The organism is Saliniferula longa (genome assembly GCF_050789285.1).
Taxonomy (GTDB): Bacteria; Pseudomonadota; Alphaproteobacteria; order Rhodobacterales; family Rhodobacteraceae; genus CAVPWP01.
In genome coordinates this window covers 589755-604800 of record NZ_JBOUVX010000001.1, presented here as the reverse complement: position 1 = coordinate 604800, position 15046 = coordinate 589755, and the positions used below count along the sequence as shown (strand labels likewise).

Here is a 15046-nt window from a genome sequence, read left to right as displayed (position 1 = left end):
GGGGTCAAACCGGAAGGCCCTGTCCCGAAAGGATCCCCGCCATGATCACCGGCCATGTCTTCATCGCCACCTCCCTTGACGGGTTCATCGCGCGGACCGACGACAGCCTCGACTGGCTGATGAAGCACGATGGCGGCGGTGCCGATACGGGCTACCAGGCCTTCATCGACAGCGTCGACGGCATCGTCATGGGGCGCACCAGCTTCCAGACGGTGTTGGGCTTCGGCGGCGCGTGGCCCTATCCCGTGCCGGTCGTGGTGATGAGCCGGAGCCTTGCTTCTTCCGACATTCCGGAGGCGCTGCGCGACCGCGTCGAGGTCAGCGCGGCCGCGCCGGCCGACCTCATGGCCGGGCTGGACGGCCGCGGCTGGCGGCGGGTCTATGTCGACGGCGGCCAGGTGATCCGGGCCTTCCTCGAGGCGCGCCTGATCACCGACATGGTCGTCACCGTGGCCCCGGTCTTGATCGGCGCGGGCAAGCCGTTGTTCGGCGGCCTTGCGCGGGACATCGACCTTGACCTCGTCGCCGTGCGATCGATCCCGCCGGGGTTCGTGCAGGTGAGCTACCGGGTGAAATGACGTCTCAGGCGCTTTTGAGCCGCGCCGGGCGCTGCCCGGCGGACCAGGCGCGCAGCGCCTCGCCAAAGGCCTCGAACAGCGGACGCGAGACCGGGTCGGTGCCCGCGTTCCACTCGGGATGCCACTGCACCCCAAGGGTGAACCCCGGCGCGCCCTCGACATAGATCGCCTCGGGCGTGCCGTCGTCGGCCCAGCCGTCGATGACGATGCGCCCGCCGGGCGTCTTGATGCCCTGCCCGTGCAGGGTGTTCGTGCGTACCCGCTCGGCGCCCATCAGGCGGTGGAAGACACCGCCCGGGGCGAAGCTGACCTCGTGCCGCAGTTCGAACTTCTCTTCCAGCGTGCCGTCGGGGGGCATCCGGTGGTTCATGCGCCCCGGCAGATCGCGGATCTCGGGGTGAAGCGATCCGCCCATGGCGACGTTCACCTCCTGAAAGCCCCGGCAGATCGCAAGGAAGGGCTGCCCGCGCTCGACGCAGGCGCGCACCAGCGGAAGCACGATCGCATCGCGCGCGCGGTCGAAGCAGCCGTGGGCGGCGGTTTCCTCTTCGCCGTACTCCTCGGGGTGGACGTTCGGCCGTCCTCCGGTCAGCAGGAACCCGTCGAAATGATCGATCAGTTCGGGCACCGTGACAAAGCGCGGATCGGCCGGGATCAGAAGCGGCAGCGCGCCCGAAACCTCGGCCACCGCCTCGGAATTCATCGTCCCGCCGGCGTGGGCGGGGTATTCATCGTTGATCAGAAGGCTGTTGCCGATGATGCCGACGACCGGCCGAGCCATGGATGCGATCCCTTGAGCGCTTTCTTCCACAATATAATGTGGCAAACGCAAATCAAACCTCAATGATGTGCAAACCGGCCCTGCATCCGTGCACATGCCTGCGGAAGTGGCACAAAGGCACCGCCCTGCCCGACGCATGGGTTCTTCTTGGTCGAAATATCCTCGCGCGAAGCGCGAAACCCCAGCGCCCCGGGGGTCAGGGACAGGCGTCGGGGGGCGGGCGTCAGCCCGCCGCCTTCAGTTCCAGGCGCCGTGCGTGCAGGATCGGCTCGGTATAGCCCGAGGGCTGCGCCCGCCCCTTGAAGACAAGGTCGCAGGCCGCCTGATAGGCAATGCTGTCGAAGCCCGGCGCCATCGGGCGATAGAGGGGATCGCCCGCGTTCTGCCGGTCGACGACTTCGGCCATGCGTTCCATGATCTCGCGCACCTCGGCCTCGGACAGGACGCCATGGTGCAGCCAGTTGGCGATGTGCTGCGACGAGATCCGGCAGGTCGCGCGGTCTTCCATCAGACCCACGTCGTTGATGTCAGGCACTTTTGAGCAGCCCACGCCCTGGTCGATCCAGCGCACGACGTAGCCCAGAATGCCCTGCGCATTGTTCTCGACCTCGCGGCGGATCTGCGCGGGGGTCCACTTGCGGAAGCTCGCCAGCGGAATGTCGAGGATGCCGTCGACATGCGCCCGCCGTCCGCCGGCGCGCAGCCTGGCCTGAACCGCGAAGACGTCGACCTTGTGGTAGTGCAGCGCGTGCAGCGTCGCGGCCGTGGGCGACGGCACCCAGGCGCAGTTCGCGCCCGCGCGCGGATGCTCGATCTTCTGGTCCAGCATCGCGGCCATCAGGTCGGGCATCGCCCACATGCCCTTGCCGATCTGCGCCCGGCCCGAGAAGCCGCATTCGAGCCCGATGTCGACATTGCGGTTCTCGTAGGCGGTGATCCAGCCCTTGCGCTTGATGAAGTCCTTGCGGCTGAAGGGTCCCGCCTCCATCGAGGTATGGATCTCGTCGCCGGTGCGGTCGAGGAAGCCCGTGTTGATGAAGCAGACGCGGTGCCTCGCGGCGCGGATGCATTCCTTGAGGTTCACCGAGGTGCGCCGTTCCTCGTCCATGATACCGAGTTTCACGGTATGGCGCGGCAGGCCCAGCAGGTCCTCGACCCGGTCGAAGGTGCGCGCCGCGAAGGCGACCTCGTCGGGGCCGTGCATCTTGGGCTTCACGACATAGACCGAGCCGGCCACCGAGTTTCCGCCCGGGCGCGCAAGATCGTGCATCGCGATCAGCGTGGTCACGGCGGCATCCATAAGCCCCTCGAACACCTCGCGGCCCTGCGCATCGAGGATGGCGGGATTGGTCATCAGGTGGCCGACGTTGCGCACCAGCATCAGCGCGCGGCCCTTCACCGTGACCTCGCCGCCGTCGGGGGCGGAATAGGTGCGATCGGGAGCAAGCGCCCGGGTGACGGTCCGGCCGCCCTTCTCGAAGGTCTCGGTCAGGTCGCCCCGCATCAGTCCCAGCCAGTTGCGGTAAGCCACCACCTTGTCGGCGGCATCGACGCAGGCGACCGAATCCTCGCAGTCCATGATCGCCGAGATCGCGGATTCAAGCCGCACGTCGGCCAGCCCCGCCTGGTCGCGGCTGCCGATCGGGTGGGCGCGGTCGAAGACCAGCTCGACATGCAGGCCGTTGTTGACCAGGAGCACCGCCTCGGGCGCCTTCGGATTGCCGCGCCAGCCCGCGAACTTCCCCGGCGTCACCAGCGGCAGGTCGTCGACCAGAAGCCTGCCGCCCGAGACGTGATAGCGCCGCGCGTCGGCGTGGCTGGTGCCGTCGACCGGGAAGGCCTCGTCCAGAAACACCCGCGCCCGCGCGACGACGCGTGCGCCGCGCCCCTTGTCATAGCCGCCCGCCGGCGCCGGGCTGCCCATCGCGTCGGTGCCGTAAAGGCAGTCGTAAAGCGACCCCCAGCGGGCGTTGGCGGCGTTGAGCGCATAGCGCGCGTTGGTGATCGGCACCACCAGCTGCGGCCCCGGAACGGTGGCGATTTCGGGGTCGACCTGCGCCGTCTCGATCTCGAAATCGCCGCCCTCGGGCAGGAGATAGCCGATCTCGGTCAGGAACGACTTGTAGGCCTCGTGGTCGTGCGGCTGGTTGCGGCGGGCGATGTGCCACTGGTCGATCTGCGCCTGAAGCGCCTCGCGACGGTCAAGAAGCGCGCGATTCTCGTCGCCGAGGTCGGCCACGATGCCGGCGAGGCCCGCCCAGAAGGCCGCGGCCTCGACCCCGGTGCCGGGCAGCGCCTCGGCCTCGATGAACTCGGCAAGTTCGCGGGCGACCTGAAGTCCGGCCCTGTCGACGCGTTCCGTCATGATGCCCTCCGTTGGCTGGGGCGGTATGCCGCCGCATGCGGTGGGCAGACCTAGCGGCAATCCGTCCGACAATCAACGGCTGCGGTCAGGAAATGTGACCAATTTCCAAGCCCTGGACACGGCCCGACACTTAGCTTGTCAGCTAAGTAATTTTGTTAGATGATCGGCTAACCATTCTAGGCGAATCGCCCATGTCGCTTCACGATCCCGCGCTCGACACGCTGTTTCAGGCCCTGGCCGACCCGACGCGGCGCGAGATGCTGAGCCGCCTGATGGACGGCCCGAAGACCGTGAGCGAACTGGCCGCGCCCTTCGAGGTCGCCCTGCCCACGGTCCTTGCCCACCTGGCGAAGCTAGAGCGAAGCGGACTTGTCGAGACCGAGAAGCAGGGCCGCACCCGCATCTGCCGCGCCAATCCCGTCGCGCTCGCCCCCGCCCGCCGCTGGATCGACGACCAGCAGGTGCTTTGGGAGGGCCGCCTCGACCGACTTGATGCCTATGTCATGGGCCTTGCCGCGAAAGGGCGACAGGGACCCGAATAAGCGTCCGGCGCGCCGGACCACGCATCGGACCATGAAGGAGACGACCGATGGAGTCCGACCTCGACCCCGAGCTTGACCTTGTTCTGACGCGCGAGGTGAACGCCCCGCGGGAGCTTCTGTATGACTGCTGGACCACGCCCGAGCACCTTGTCCACTGGTTCGTGCCGAAGCCCCACAAGGTGACCGCCTGCCGTCTTGACGTGCGGGTCGGCGGCGCCTGCGACACGACCTTCGACGTGGACGGTGCGATCATGGAGAACAGGGGCGTCTACCTCGAGGTGGTGCCGAACGAGAAGCTTGTCTTCACCGACACCTACACCGAAGGCTGGAAGCCCGCCCCCGAGCCCTTCATGACCGCGATCGTCACCTTCGAGGACATCGGAAACGGCCGCACCCGCTACACCGCCGTCGCCCGCCACCGCAGCCGCGAGGCCGCGGCACAGCACGCGGCGATGGGGTTCCACGAAGGCTGGGGGACCGTGGCGGAACAGCTTGAAGAATACGCACAGGCGCTCACGCGATGACCCAGTCCGATCGTTCCGACCGCACCATGACGATCGAGCGCGTGATCGACGCGCCAGTGGAACTGGTCTGGGGGGCCTGGACAAGCCCCGATGCGCTGCCGGTCTGGTGGGGGCCCGACGGGTTTACCTGCCGGACCATGCGCATCGACCTGCGTCAGGGCGGCGAATGGGTGTTCGACATGATCGGGCCGGACGGCACGGTCTTCCCCAACCACCACCGCTATGTCCGCATGGAGCCGCGAACGCGCATCGACTACCTTCTGCTTTGGGGCGAGGACGGGCCGGAACACGCCGAGGGCACGGTCACCTTCGAGGACCTGGGCGGACGGACGAAGGTGACGCTCTCGATGGCCTTCGTGACGGCAGAGGAATACCGGACCGCGAAGGGGTTCGGCGCGGCGGAGCTGGGTCTTCAGACGCTGGGCAAGCTTGCCCGCCATGTCGGGGCTGCGTGAGAGGGGGCGCGCCGCGGGGGCTCTGCCCCCGCACCCCCGGGATATTTGACCCAAGAAGAAAACGGGATCAGGACTTCGGGCGGCCTTTCGCCGCCCGGCACCGATCCGAGCAGTAACGGACCTCGTCCCAGACCTTGTCCCACTTCTTCCGCCAGACGAAGGGACGCCCGCAGGTGGCGCAGGTCTTGGCGGGAAGGTCCCGCTTCTTCACGCCCCTGGGCATCAGAGGTCGAAGCCCAGTTGCCGGTCGTCGGGCGGCGGGGATGTCCGCCGGGGCGCGCGGTCGTTGACGAAGCGCGCGTCCTTGCGGCTGGCGTGTTTCTCGACCACGCGGGCGGCCTCGGCGCGGAAGGCCTCTCCCTTTCGCTGGCCCCAGAGGGCGGCGCGGGCGGCGCGGGCGGCCTCGGCCACGTCGACCACCGGCGGCGGGTAGCGCAGGCGCCCTGCCCCGTCCCAGCGCCAGGGCTCGTGCAGGACGGCGTCGGGCACGCCGGCCAGTTCGGGCAGCCAGCGGCGGGTGAACTCTCCGCGCGGGTCCTGGTCGCGGCCCTGCTTGACCGGATTGTAGATCCGGACCGTGTTCATCCCCGTGGTGCCGGACTGCATCTGCATCTGGCTCCAGTGGATGCCGGGTTCGTAGTCGGTGAAGAGCCGCGCCAGCACCGGCCCCGTCGCCCGCCAGTCGAGCCAGAGGTGGCAGGAGGCGACCGAGACAAGCATGGCGCGCATGCGGAAGTTGAGCCAGCCCGTGGCCCGGAGCGACCGCATGCAGGCGTCAAGGAACGGCAGGCCCGTCTCGCCCGCCTCCCAGGCGGCCAGCCGCGCGGCGTCGGGGATGCGCGGGCGCAATCCTTCATAGGCCGAGTGAAGGCAGCGCGTCTCGATCTCGGGCTCGTCCTCGAGCTTCTGGATGAAGTGGTCGCGCCAGGCTAGCCGTGCCTGGAAGGACCTCAGGCTGCCGCCCCAGCCGTCACGGGTGCCACGGACTGCGCGCTGCCGGGCGGCGGCGGCCTGGGCGGCCTCGCGCACCGACAGCGTGCCCAGCGCCAGATGAGGGGAAAGGCGCGAGCAGGCCCGGGCGCCCGGACCGGGCGCTGACATCGCGCGCCGGTAGTCGCGGCCACGTTCGGTCAGGAACGAGGCCAGCAGGCCCTCGGCGGCCGCGCGTCCGCCCGGTTGGCGGGCCGCGCAGCCGTCGGGCGCAAGGCCGAGGTCGGCGGCCGACGGGATGGCTCCGGGATCGAGTCCCGGCACGGAGCGCAGGGCCGCAGGGGTCGGCGCCGCATCGGCGAAGACGACGCCGTCCCTCGCCGCGGCCCAGCCGTCGCGGCCCTTCAGGCGCCGCACGACGCCCGATTGCGGCAACTCGACCCAGGGAAGACCCACTGCCCGCGCCCAGGCGGCGACGCGCCGGTCGCGGGCGAAGGTCCACAAGTTGCCGGTTTCCTCGTGGCTGACGATCGCCGTGACGCCGTGGGCGTCATGCAGCGCCTGAAGCACCGCTGCGGCATTGCCCACGCGCAACGCAAGCGGCGCGCCAAGCCGGCCCAGCGCGGTGCGAAGATCGCGCAGGCAGTCGGCGGTGAAGGCCCAGTGCCGGTGCGACGTGTCGGGCAGGCGCCAGTAGTCGGGTTCCACGATGTAGAGCGGCAGCACAGGACCCCCCAGCGCCGCCGCATGGGCGAGCGCGGGGTGATCGGTGACGCGCAGATCGCGCTTGAACCACAGGACAGTGACCATCGGAGCGCGATCTAGCGTCGCCGCGTCCGGCGGGTAGGGCCTGCGGGCAAGGTTGCGTCAGTCGGCCAATTCGGCCGGAGGGACGTCGGGGGCGTCATCGGTCGACGCGAACAGCCCGACGGCCACCAGGGCGACGAGGGCCGCAAGAATCGCCACCGCAATTCCCAGCAGCGGTCCCTTGTGGCGGCGGGCCTGCTTTTCGACGTTCGTTTCGGGTGCCGACATGGGTTGGCTCCTTTCCGTTTCCCGTGTTGAGGGGGACGACTTAGCCCACTAGCTTGCGAAGTCGAACCGAGCAGTGCATCCCATCGGAGAGGCCCATGACCGAATCCGTCGCCCAAGCCGCCGCCCAAGCCGCCCCCGGGGCCGCCCCCGGGGCCGTTTACCTTGCGGACTACCGCGCCCCCAGCCACTGGGTCGACGAGGTGCACCTCACCTTCCGGCTGGCGCCCGGGGCCACGCGGGTGCGCGCGCGCATCCGCTTCCGGCCGAACCCCGAGGCGCCGGGTCCCTTCCGTCTTGATGGCGAGGGGCTGACGCTGATCGGCGCCGCGATCGACGGCCGCCCGGTTTCGCCCGACGTCGACGCGCGCGGGCTGACCTGCGCCGTGCCCGATGCCCCCTTCACCTGGGAAGCCGAGGTCGAGATCGCGCCCGAGGCGAACACCGCGCTCGAGGGGCTTTACATGTCGAAGGGCATGTACTGCACCCAGTGCGAGGCCGAAGGGTTCCGCAAGATCACCTTCTACCCCGACCGCCCCGACGTGATGGCGCCCTTCACCGTGCGGATCGAAGCCGACACGCCGGTCATGCTGTCGAACGGCGATCCGGTGGCGCAGGGCGCGGGCTGGGCCGAATGGCACGATCCCTGGCCCAAGCCCGCCTATCTTTTCGCGCTGGTCGCGGGCGATCTTGTCGCGGTGTCGGACCGGTTCACCACCGCCTCGGGCCGCGAAGTCGCGCTGAACGTCTGGGTCCGCCCGGGCGACGAGGGCAAGTGCGACTACGCGCTCGACGCGCTAAAACGCTCGATGCGCTGGGACGAAGAGGTCTATGGCCGCGAATACGACTTGTCGGTTTTCAACATCGTGGCCGTCGACGACTTCAACATGGGCGCGATGGAGAACAAGGGATTGAACATTTTCAACTCCCGTTACGTTCTGGCGTCGCCCCAGACGGCGACCGACCGCGACTACGAGATGATCGAGGGGATCATCGCGCATGAATACTTCCACAACTGGACCGGCAACCGCATCACCTGCCGCGACTGGTTCCAGCTGTGCCTGAAGGAAGGGCTGACGGTCTTCCGCGACCAGCAGTTCACCGGCGAGATGCGCAGCCACGCGGTCAAGCGGATCGACGACGTGCTGTTGCTGCGTGCCCGCCAGTTCCGCGAGGACAACGGCCCTCTGGCCCACCCGGTGCGTCCCGAAAACTATATCGAGATCAACAATTTCTACACGGCGACCGTCTATGAGAAAGGGGCCGAGGTCATCGGGATGCTGAAGCGGCTGGTCGGCGACGACGGCTATCGCCGCGCGCTTGACCTTTACTTCGCGCGTCACGACGGCGAGGCCGCCACGATCGAGGACTGGCTGACGGTGTTCGAGGACGCCACAGGACGCGACCTTTCGCAGTTCAAGCGGTGGTATGCGCAGGCCGGCACGCCGCGTCTCGAGGTGTCGGAAGAGTATCGGGACGGCCGCTTCACCCTGCACCTGCGGCAGCACACCCCACCCACGCCCGGCCAGCCCGAGAAGCACCCGCAGGTCATCCCCGTGGCCGTGGGGCTTCTCAACCCCAATGGCGACGAGGTCGTGCCGACGACCATCCTCGAGATGACCGAAGCCGAGCAAAGCTTCACCTTCGAGGGGCTGGCCGCGCGTCCGGTGCCGTCGATCCTGCGCGGCTTCTCGGCCCCGGTGATCCTTGAACGGCGAACCACGCCCGAGGAACGGGCCTTCCTGCTGGCGCATGACACCGACCCCTTCAACAAGTGGGAGGCCGGGCGGCAACTGGCCAAGGACGTGCTGGTCGACATGGTCACGCGCGACGCCGAACCCGGCGGAGCCTATCTTGACGCGCTTGAACGCATGCTGCGCGACGACACGCTCGACCCCGCGTTCCGCGCGCTGGCGCTGCGCCTGCCGGGTGAGGACGACATGGCCCAGACCCTGCACGACGCCGGCACCACGCCCGACCCCGACGCGATCCATGCCGCGCGACGCCGGCTCGAGGCGCGGGTCGCGCAGCATCTGCGCGGGGTGCTGCCGGGTCTTTACGAGGCGATGAACCTGCCCGGCCCCTATACGCCCGACGCCAAGGCCGCCGGCTGCCGTGCGCTGCGGCAGGCGGCGCTGACGCTGATCACCCGGCTTGACGACGGCGCCACGGCGGCCCGGCAGGTGGCCAGTGCCGACAACATGACCGAGGAACTGGGCGCGCTGGGTTGCCTTCTGTCGGTGGGCAACGGCGCGGGGGGCGAGGCGCTGTCGGCCTTCTATCGCCGCTGGCGCCATGACCGGCTGGTGATCGACAAGTGGTTCTCGCTTCAGATCGCGCAGGCCATGCCCGACCGCGCGGCCGAGATCGCCCGCGATCTGACGCGGCATCCCGACTTCGACTGGAAGAACCCCAACCGCTTCCGCGCCCTGTTCGGCGCGCTGGCCACGCATCCGGCCGGCTTCCACCGCGCGGACGGGGCAGCCTATGATCTTCTGGCCGACTGGCTGATCAGGCTGGATCCGGTCAACCCGCAGACGACCGCCCGCATGACCACCGCCTTCGAGACGATCGGCCGCTATGATGCCGACCGCCAGGACCTGATGCGCGCAGCCCTTGGCCGGATCGCCGCGGCGCCCGGGCTGTCGCGCGATACGAGCGAAATGGTGGGGCGCATCCTGGGCGGCTAGCGGTCCGCCCGCCCTGCCCCGCGCCAGAGGCGGGCAAGAGGCCGCCCAACCGGACGCCCGGCCGCACCATGCGGCCCAGAGCGGCGAGGTTTCGTGCTAGACTGTCATCGTCGTGTTGCCCGAATCTGCCATGGGGGCTGCCATGCGCGACCGGATCGATCCCCTTATCGCCGAACGGGCCCCGTGGCTCTTCGAGGACCGACCGTGGTCGGCCCCGGCGCGCGAGGTCCTGATGCGCCTGCTGGGCTATGGCCGCACCGTGGCGCTGGCCGACTACTTCCGCGACCGGCCGGCGGCCGAGATCATGGGCACACTGGGACAGATGCTTGCCCGCGACGTCGAGATCGACGGGCTGTCGAACGTGCCCTTGCGGGGCCCGGCGCTGATCGTGGCGAACCATCCGACCGGCATCGCCGACGGGATCATCCTGCACCACCTGCTGTCGCCGGTCCGGGGCGATCTGTTCTTCTACGCGAACGCCGACATCCTGCGCGTGCTGCCGCAGTTCGGCGCGATCGTCGCCCCGGTCGAATGGCGCCCCGAGAAGCGCTGTCACGCCAAGACGCGCGAGACCATGGCCTACACCCGCCGTGCGATCGGCGAGGGGCGGTTGGGTGTGATCTTCCCCTCGGGCCGGCTGGCCCAGCGCCGCGGGCTTCGCCTTTACGAACGTCCCTGGATGGCGTCGGCCGCGATGATCGCGCGCAAGTTCGACCTGCCGGTGATCCCGGTAAACCTGCGGGCGCGAAACTCGGCCCTGTTCTATCTTTTCGACCGGATCCACCCGACGCTGCGCGACATCACGCTGTTCCACGAGACGCTGAACAAGGCCCGCCAGCCCTATCGCGTCACCGTCGGCGCGCCCATTCCGGCCGCGGCGCTGCCGGCCACTTCGGAGGCGGCGATCGAGGTGCTGCGCACGCGGACGCTGGCGCTGGGCGGGCGTCACGCGCCCGGCGTGTCGCTGCTTGACGTGTCGCGTCAGACCGAATGGGTCCGCGGCGCGATGGGCGCGCATTGACGCACGAAATCCATGGTCGACGTGGCCAAGGCCGCGTGCGGCCTGGCCCGCCGCCGCGCTGCCCCCGCGCCCGCGTCTAGCCGCGGCAGTAGGGCTGCGCGCGGGTCCACTCCATCATCGCCGTCCGCTTGGACGACTGGTGGAACGGGCCCCAGTCGGCCGCGACGCCACCACCCCCGGCCGCGATCACGCCGTCCCGGGTGACGGTGCGGCTCCAGATGCGGATCGCGCAGCTGAGGTTCTTGGTGCCGTCCTTCAGCGCCTCGGCCGAACCGGCGTCGCAGCCATAGCCACGCGCAGTCGCGGGCGAGATCTGGACCAGACCGAACCACTGGCCGCCGCCACCGACGGCGCGCGGGTTCCAGGTGCTTTCGTGTTCGGCCAGCGCCGACAACAGGCCGACCCAGAAGGCCTCGCGCTGGGTCGCCGAGGCGGTATCGTAACCAGGGCACCAGGTCTCGGCATCGGCCGGCACCAGCGACACGAGCGGCTGCCCATAGCTGCGCAGCGCGTCGATGCTTGCCTCGGTCCAGACGGGGGCCTCGGCGCGGTGATCCCACTTCGTCGCGGGAAGGATATCGGTTTCGCGGGCATCGGTCGTGCCGCAAGCCGCAAGGCCGGCAAGCACGGTCGAGAAGAGCACGGTTCGTAGAGACGCTTGCAAAAGCAGACCCCTTGTCTTGTTCCCCCAGCGCAGCCCTTTGAACGCACCGGGGAAAAGAGGCAAGACACCCCCCGGCCGATCGGCGGATTTCCGCGCCAGGATGCGGAAAGGCGGTGGATAACTCTGCGAAAGCGCACAAGTCGGGGAAACGCATTCGTTAGCGATATCACGTTTTGGATCAACGGGTTGAACCATCTTGCGGGATCTCAGGACCGCGGCCATCCCCCCTTGCCCACCGCCGCACGCTCGCCTAGAACCGGGGGGTTCCACTGACGGAGAGCCCCATGCTCGACCTCACCTACGAGGCCCCGAAACCCAAGGTCATCGCCGGCGCGAAGAAGGACTGGGAGCTTGTGATCGGGCTTGAGGTCCACGCCCAGGTGGCGTCGAAGGCCAAGCTTTTTTCCGGCGCCTCGACCACGTTCGGAGCAGAACCGAATTCGAACGTCTCGTTCGTCGACGCGGCGATGCCCGGCATGCTGCCCGTCATCAACGAATTCTGCGTGGCCCAGGCGGTGCGGACCGGACTGGGGCTGAAGGCCCGGATCAACCTGTGGTCGGCCTTCGACCGCAAGAACTATTTCTACCCCGACCTGCCGCAGGGCTATCAGATCAGCCAGCTCTACCACCCCATCGTGGGCGAGGGAGAGGTGATCGTGGACATGGGCCCCGGCATCGCGCGCCGCGTGCGGATCGAACGCATCCACCTGGAACAGGACGCCGGCAAGTCGATCCACGACATGGACCCCGCGATGTCCTTCGTCGACCTCAACCGCACCGGCGTCGCGCTGATGGAAATCGTCAGCCGCCCCGATCTGCGCGGCCCCGAGGAAGCGGCGGCCTATGTCGGAAAGCTGCGCCAGATCCTGCGGTATCTGGGGACCTGCGACGGCAACATGCAGAACGGTAACCTGCGGGCGGACGTCAACGTCTCGATCTGCGAGCCGGGCGCCTACGAGCATTTCCGCGAAACCGGCGACCCGTCCGTGCTTGGCACCCGCTGCGAGATCAAGAACATGAACTCGATGCGGTTCATCCAGGCCGCCATCGAGGTCGAGGCGCGGCGCCAGATCTCGATCGTCGAGGGCGGCGGCACCGTCGATCAGGAAACCCGCCTTTACGACCCCGACAAGGGCGAGACGCGGTCGATGCGCTCGAAGGAAGAGGCGCATGACTATCGCTACTTTCCCGACCCCGATCTTCTGCCGCTCGAGATCGAGCAGGCCTGGGTCGACGACATCGCCGCCAGCCTGCCCGAACTGCCGGACGAGAAGAAGGCCCGGTTCATCGCCGACTATGGCATGACGGATTACGACGCGGGCGTCCTGACGGCCGAGGTCGAGGCCGCGCATTTCTTCGAAGAGGTGGCCGCCGGCCGCGACGGCAAGACCGCGGCGAACTGGGTCATCAACGAGCTTTTCGGACGCCTCAAGAAGGACGACCGCGACATCACCGAAAGCCCGGTCAGCCCGGCCCAGTTGGGCACGATCCTGGACCTGATCGCGACGGGCGACATCTCGGGCAAGATCGCCAAGGACCTGTTCGAGATCGTCTATACCGACGGCGGCGACCCGGCGGCGATCGTCGAGGCGCGCGGCATGAAGCAGGTCACCGACACCGGCGCGATCGAGACGGTGGTGGACGAGATCATCGCCGCGAACCCGGCGCAGGTCGAAAAGGCGCGCCAGAACCCCAAGCTTGCCGGCTGGTTCGTGGGCCAGGTGATGAAGGCCACCGGCGGCAAGGCCAATCCCCAGGCCGTGAACGACATCGTAAGCGCGAAGCTTGGGCTCTGATGCCCGGGCGCGCTGCGCTCACGGTTCGGACTGACCCCATCAAAACGAAAACGGCGGCCCGTGGGCCGCCGTTCGTGCAATCTGTGGATCGCTCAACCCTTGCGGCGGCGCACCATGGCAAGACCGCCAAGGCCGGCGAGCAGGAGACCCGCGGCCGCCGGAAGCGGGACAACCGAAACCGCGCCGATCGCGTCGATGTCGAAGCCGCCGCCTTTACCCGCTGCCGTGTTCTTCGGAGTGAGGTCGAAGACCCAGAGTTCCTTGATCACGCCGATGCTGGCGGCTGTGCCGAAGGACAGCTTGAAGGTGTCGTCGGTCGCGCCCTCGGTTCCATCGCTGTTCACGACCTGGGCCGTGGGCAAGATGCTGCCAAAGGCCGCGCCGTCCGACCCCATAAGCACGAAAGCAAGACCAAGCGTCTCTTGCCAGCTCTTGTTGCGGCCGAAGGTGATCTCGTAGATCTCGATCGGGCCGGTGATCGGGCCGCCGAAGGTGAACTTCAGCGCGGCATAGTTGCCCGCCGACAGGAACTTGCCTTCGACGCCGCCGCCCGGATGGTCGGGTTCGCCCAGCGCGTTGCACAGGTTCGCGCGGCTCGTCGACGTCGAGAAGCCTGCGTCGCCGATGGCGCAGCTTGTTGCGGAACCGTTCGTGTCATAGCCGGTCACCGCTTGCGCGTACACGGTGGCCGCAGAAGCGGCGCCGGCTGAAAGTCCAAGGCACAGTGTCGCCGTCGCTACTGCTCTGCCGATCATGATGCTCACCCAATATCTACCTACCCGTTTGGGCTAGCATGCGGCTTCGCAAAGGCCAAGCCATGGCGGCGAATTCGTTGAAAAACTATGGTGTTTCTGTGGCCGATCGTGCACAGCCCATAAACAATAGGATTGAGGGCGCGAAACTGTCCAGGGAAGCCGGGCTTGGCCGAACCAAGCCGGCGGCGCGTGACTGCGGGGATTCGCCGGTCGTCGCCCGTCGCCGGACAGGTGGGCGCCTGCGGCTTGCCGGAGGCACCCTTGCAAGGCTATGTAGGCGCCCAAACCCAGGATCGGACGTCACGGAGGGGACCACCGGATGCCGCGCTACGAATACAAGGTCGTCGCCGCACCGCGACAGGGGCTGAAGGCCAAGACCGCCCGCACCCCCGACGAACGCTTCGCCAACGCCCTTGCGACGCTGATTAACGACATCGCCCGCGACGGCTGGGAATACCTGCGCACGGACACACTGCCGATGGAGGAACGCAAGGGCCTGACCGGGCGTTCGGTGTCCTACAAGAACATGCTGGTGTTCCGGCGCGCCCTGGACGAGGCGCAGATCCAGACGCCGGAGGTCCGGGTGACCGCGATCCCCGGGCCCGCGGCCGCCGTGCCGCGGCTTGGCGCCCCGTCGCGCGGCACGCCCGAGGACGGCACGGCCCGCGCGCCTGCCGTCGGCCCGGCGCTGGCGCGCGCGGACGGACGCACGGACGCACGCACGGACGGGCATTCGGACGGTTCGGCCGATGACAAGAAGAACGGGGCCGCCGCGCCTTAGGCCGCCGTCCAGCCCAGACCGGGCCGAGGCCAGGCCGAGATCCTGCACAGGCGGGGCGCTGCCGCATTGTTGCCATATTCGGGCCGGAGTTTTGCCAGCTTTGCCCGACGCCGCGCTTGAAACCCGGGCGCG

At 68.5% G+C, this 15046-nt stretch carries 15 protein-coding genes; 8 read left to right on the top strand and 7 right to left on the bottom strand.

What is annotated here, in order from left to right:
* The first annotated feature begins 41 nt into the window (after positions 1 to 41).
* Positions 42 to 578 (top strand): dihydrofolate reductase family protein, encoded by a 537-nt coding sequence (locus ACRDNQ_RS02720; RefSeq protein WP_431827088.1) that lies wholly within the window; start codon positions 42 to 44, stop codon positions 576 to 578.
* 4 nt (positions 579 to 582) lie between these two features.
* Here ACRDNQ_RS02720 and ACRDNQ_RS02715 read toward each other — a convergent pair whose 3' ends face one another.
* Together ACRDNQ_RS02715 and ACRDNQ_RS02710 are read right to left on the bottom strand one after the other, a co-directional pair.
* Positions 583 to 1359 (bottom strand): gamma-glutamyl-gamma-aminobutyrate hydrolase family protein, encoded by a 777-nt coding sequence (locus ACRDNQ_RS02715; protein WP_431827087.1) that lies wholly within the window; start codon positions 1357 to 1359, stop codon positions 583 to 585.
* Positions 1360 to 1582: 223 nt separating this feature from the next.
* Entirely contained in the window at positions 1583 to 3724 is a 2142-nt protein-coding gene (locus ACRDNQ_RS02710; protein ID WP_431827086.1) for a malate synthase G, read from the bottom strand.
* A gap of 191 nt (positions 3725 to 3915) precedes the next feature.
* Here ACRDNQ_RS02710 and ACRDNQ_RS02705 point away from each other — a divergent pair, with 191 nt between their 5' ends.
* The 3 genes from ACRDNQ_RS02705 to ACRDNQ_RS02695 are packed head-to-tail and all read left to right on the top strand — an operon-like array spanning position 3916 to position 5245.
* A complete protein-coding gene (locus ACRDNQ_RS02705; protein ID WP_431827085.1) occupies positions 3916 to 4266 on the top strand; it encodes an ArsR/SmtB family transcription factor in 351 nt (116 codons plus the stop codon).
* A gap of 47 nt (positions 4267 to 4313) precedes the next feature.
* Entirely contained in the window at positions 4314 to 4790 is a 477-nt protein-coding gene (locus tag ACRDNQ_RS02700; RefSeq protein WP_431827084.1) for an SRPBCC family protein, read from the top strand.
* The gene (locus ACRDNQ_RS02695) at positions 4787 to 5245 is read left to right on the top strand and encodes an SRPBCC family protein (RefSeq protein WP_431827083.1); all 459 of its coding nucleotides are present in this window, start codon (positions 4787 to 4789) and stop codon (positions 5243 to 5245) included. The genes ACRDNQ_RS02700 and ACRDNQ_RS02695 overlap by 4 nt, the downstream gene beginning before the upstream one ends.
* Before the next feature lie 67 nt (positions 5246 to 5312).
* Here ACRDNQ_RS02695 and ACRDNQ_RS02690 read toward each other — a convergent pair whose 3' ends face one another.
* From ACRDNQ_RS02690 to ACRDNQ_RS02680, 3 genes are read right to left on the bottom strand one after another with little or no spacing between them, the layout of a single operon-like run.
* Positions 5313 to 5468 carry a DUF2256 domain-containing protein gene (locus ACRDNQ_RS02690; protein ID WP_431827082.1) on the bottom strand — a complete coding sequence of 52 codons (156 nt, stop codon included), beginning with the start codon at positions 5466 to 5468 and terminating at the stop codon, positions 5313 to 5315.
* Positions 5468 to 6985 carry an FAD-binding domain-containing protein gene (locus tag ACRDNQ_RS02685; RefSeq protein ID WP_431827081.1) on the bottom strand — a complete coding sequence of 506 codons (1518 nt, stop codon included), beginning with the start codon at positions 6983 to 6985 and terminating at the stop codon, positions 5468 to 5470. The genes ACRDNQ_RS02690 and ACRDNQ_RS02685 overlap by 1 nt, the downstream gene beginning before the upstream one ends.
* Before the next feature lie 57 nt (positions 6986 to 7042).
* Positions 7043 to 7210 (bottom strand): hypothetical protein, encoded by a 168-nt coding sequence (locus ACRDNQ_RS02680; protein WP_431827080.1) that lies wholly within the window; start codon positions 7208 to 7210, stop codon positions 7043 to 7045.
* A gap of 95 nt (positions 7211 to 7305) precedes the next feature.
* Here ACRDNQ_RS02680 and pepN point away from each other — a divergent pair, with 95 nt between their 5' ends.
* Complete coding sequence (pepN, locus tag ACRDNQ_RS02675; RefSeq protein ID WP_431827079.1) at positions 7306 to 9897, top strand: aminopeptidase N; 2592 nt, start codon at positions 7306 to 7308, stop codon at positions 9895 to 9897.
* A gap of 142 nt (positions 9898 to 10039) precedes the next feature.
* Positions 10040 to 10918 carry a 1-acyl-sn-glycerol-3-phosphate acyltransferase gene (locus tag ACRDNQ_RS02670; protein ID WP_431827078.1) on the top strand — a complete coding sequence of 293 codons (879 nt, stop codon included), beginning with the start codon at positions 10040 to 10042 and terminating at the stop codon, positions 10916 to 10918.
* Positions 10919 to 10994: 76 nt separating this feature from the next.
* Here ACRDNQ_RS02670 and ACRDNQ_RS02665 read toward each other — a convergent pair whose 3' ends face one another.
* Positions 10995 to 11561: a transglycosylase SLT domain-containing protein gene (locus ACRDNQ_RS02665; protein WP_431827077.1), complete on the bottom strand. Its 567-nt coding sequence runs from the start codon at positions 11559 to 11561 to the stop codon at positions 10995 to 10997.
* Positions 11562 to 11866: 305 nt separating this feature from the next.
* Between ACRDNQ_RS02665 and gatB the strand changes: the two genes are divergently transcribed.
* Positions 11867 to 13378 carry an Asp-tRNA(Asn)/Glu-tRNA(Gln) amidotransferase subunit GatB gene (gene gatB, locus ACRDNQ_RS02660; protein WP_431827076.1) on the top strand — a complete coding sequence of 504 codons (1512 nt, stop codon included), beginning with the start codon at positions 11867 to 11869 and terminating at the stop codon, positions 13376 to 13378.
* 92 nt (positions 13379 to 13470) lie between these two features.
* Here gatB and ACRDNQ_RS02655 read toward each other — a convergent pair whose 3' ends face one another.
* Positions 13471 to 14133, bottom strand: a complete 663-nt coding sequence (locus tag ACRDNQ_RS02655; RefSeq protein ID WP_431827075.1) for a VPLPA-CTERM sorting domain-containing protein — start codon at positions 14131 to 14133, stop codon at positions 13471 to 13473.
* Between the two features lie 319 nt (positions 14134 to 14452).
* On the opposite strand from ACRDNQ_RS02655, the gene ACRDNQ_RS02650 reads away from it, so the two are divergent.
* On the top strand, positions 14453 to 14914 hold the full coding sequence (locus tag ACRDNQ_RS02650; protein ID WP_431827074.1) for a DUF4177 domain-containing protein: 462 nt from the start codon (positions 14453 to 14455) through the stop codon (positions 14912 to 14914).
* The last annotated feature ends 132 nt before the right edge of the window (positions 14915 to 15046 follow it).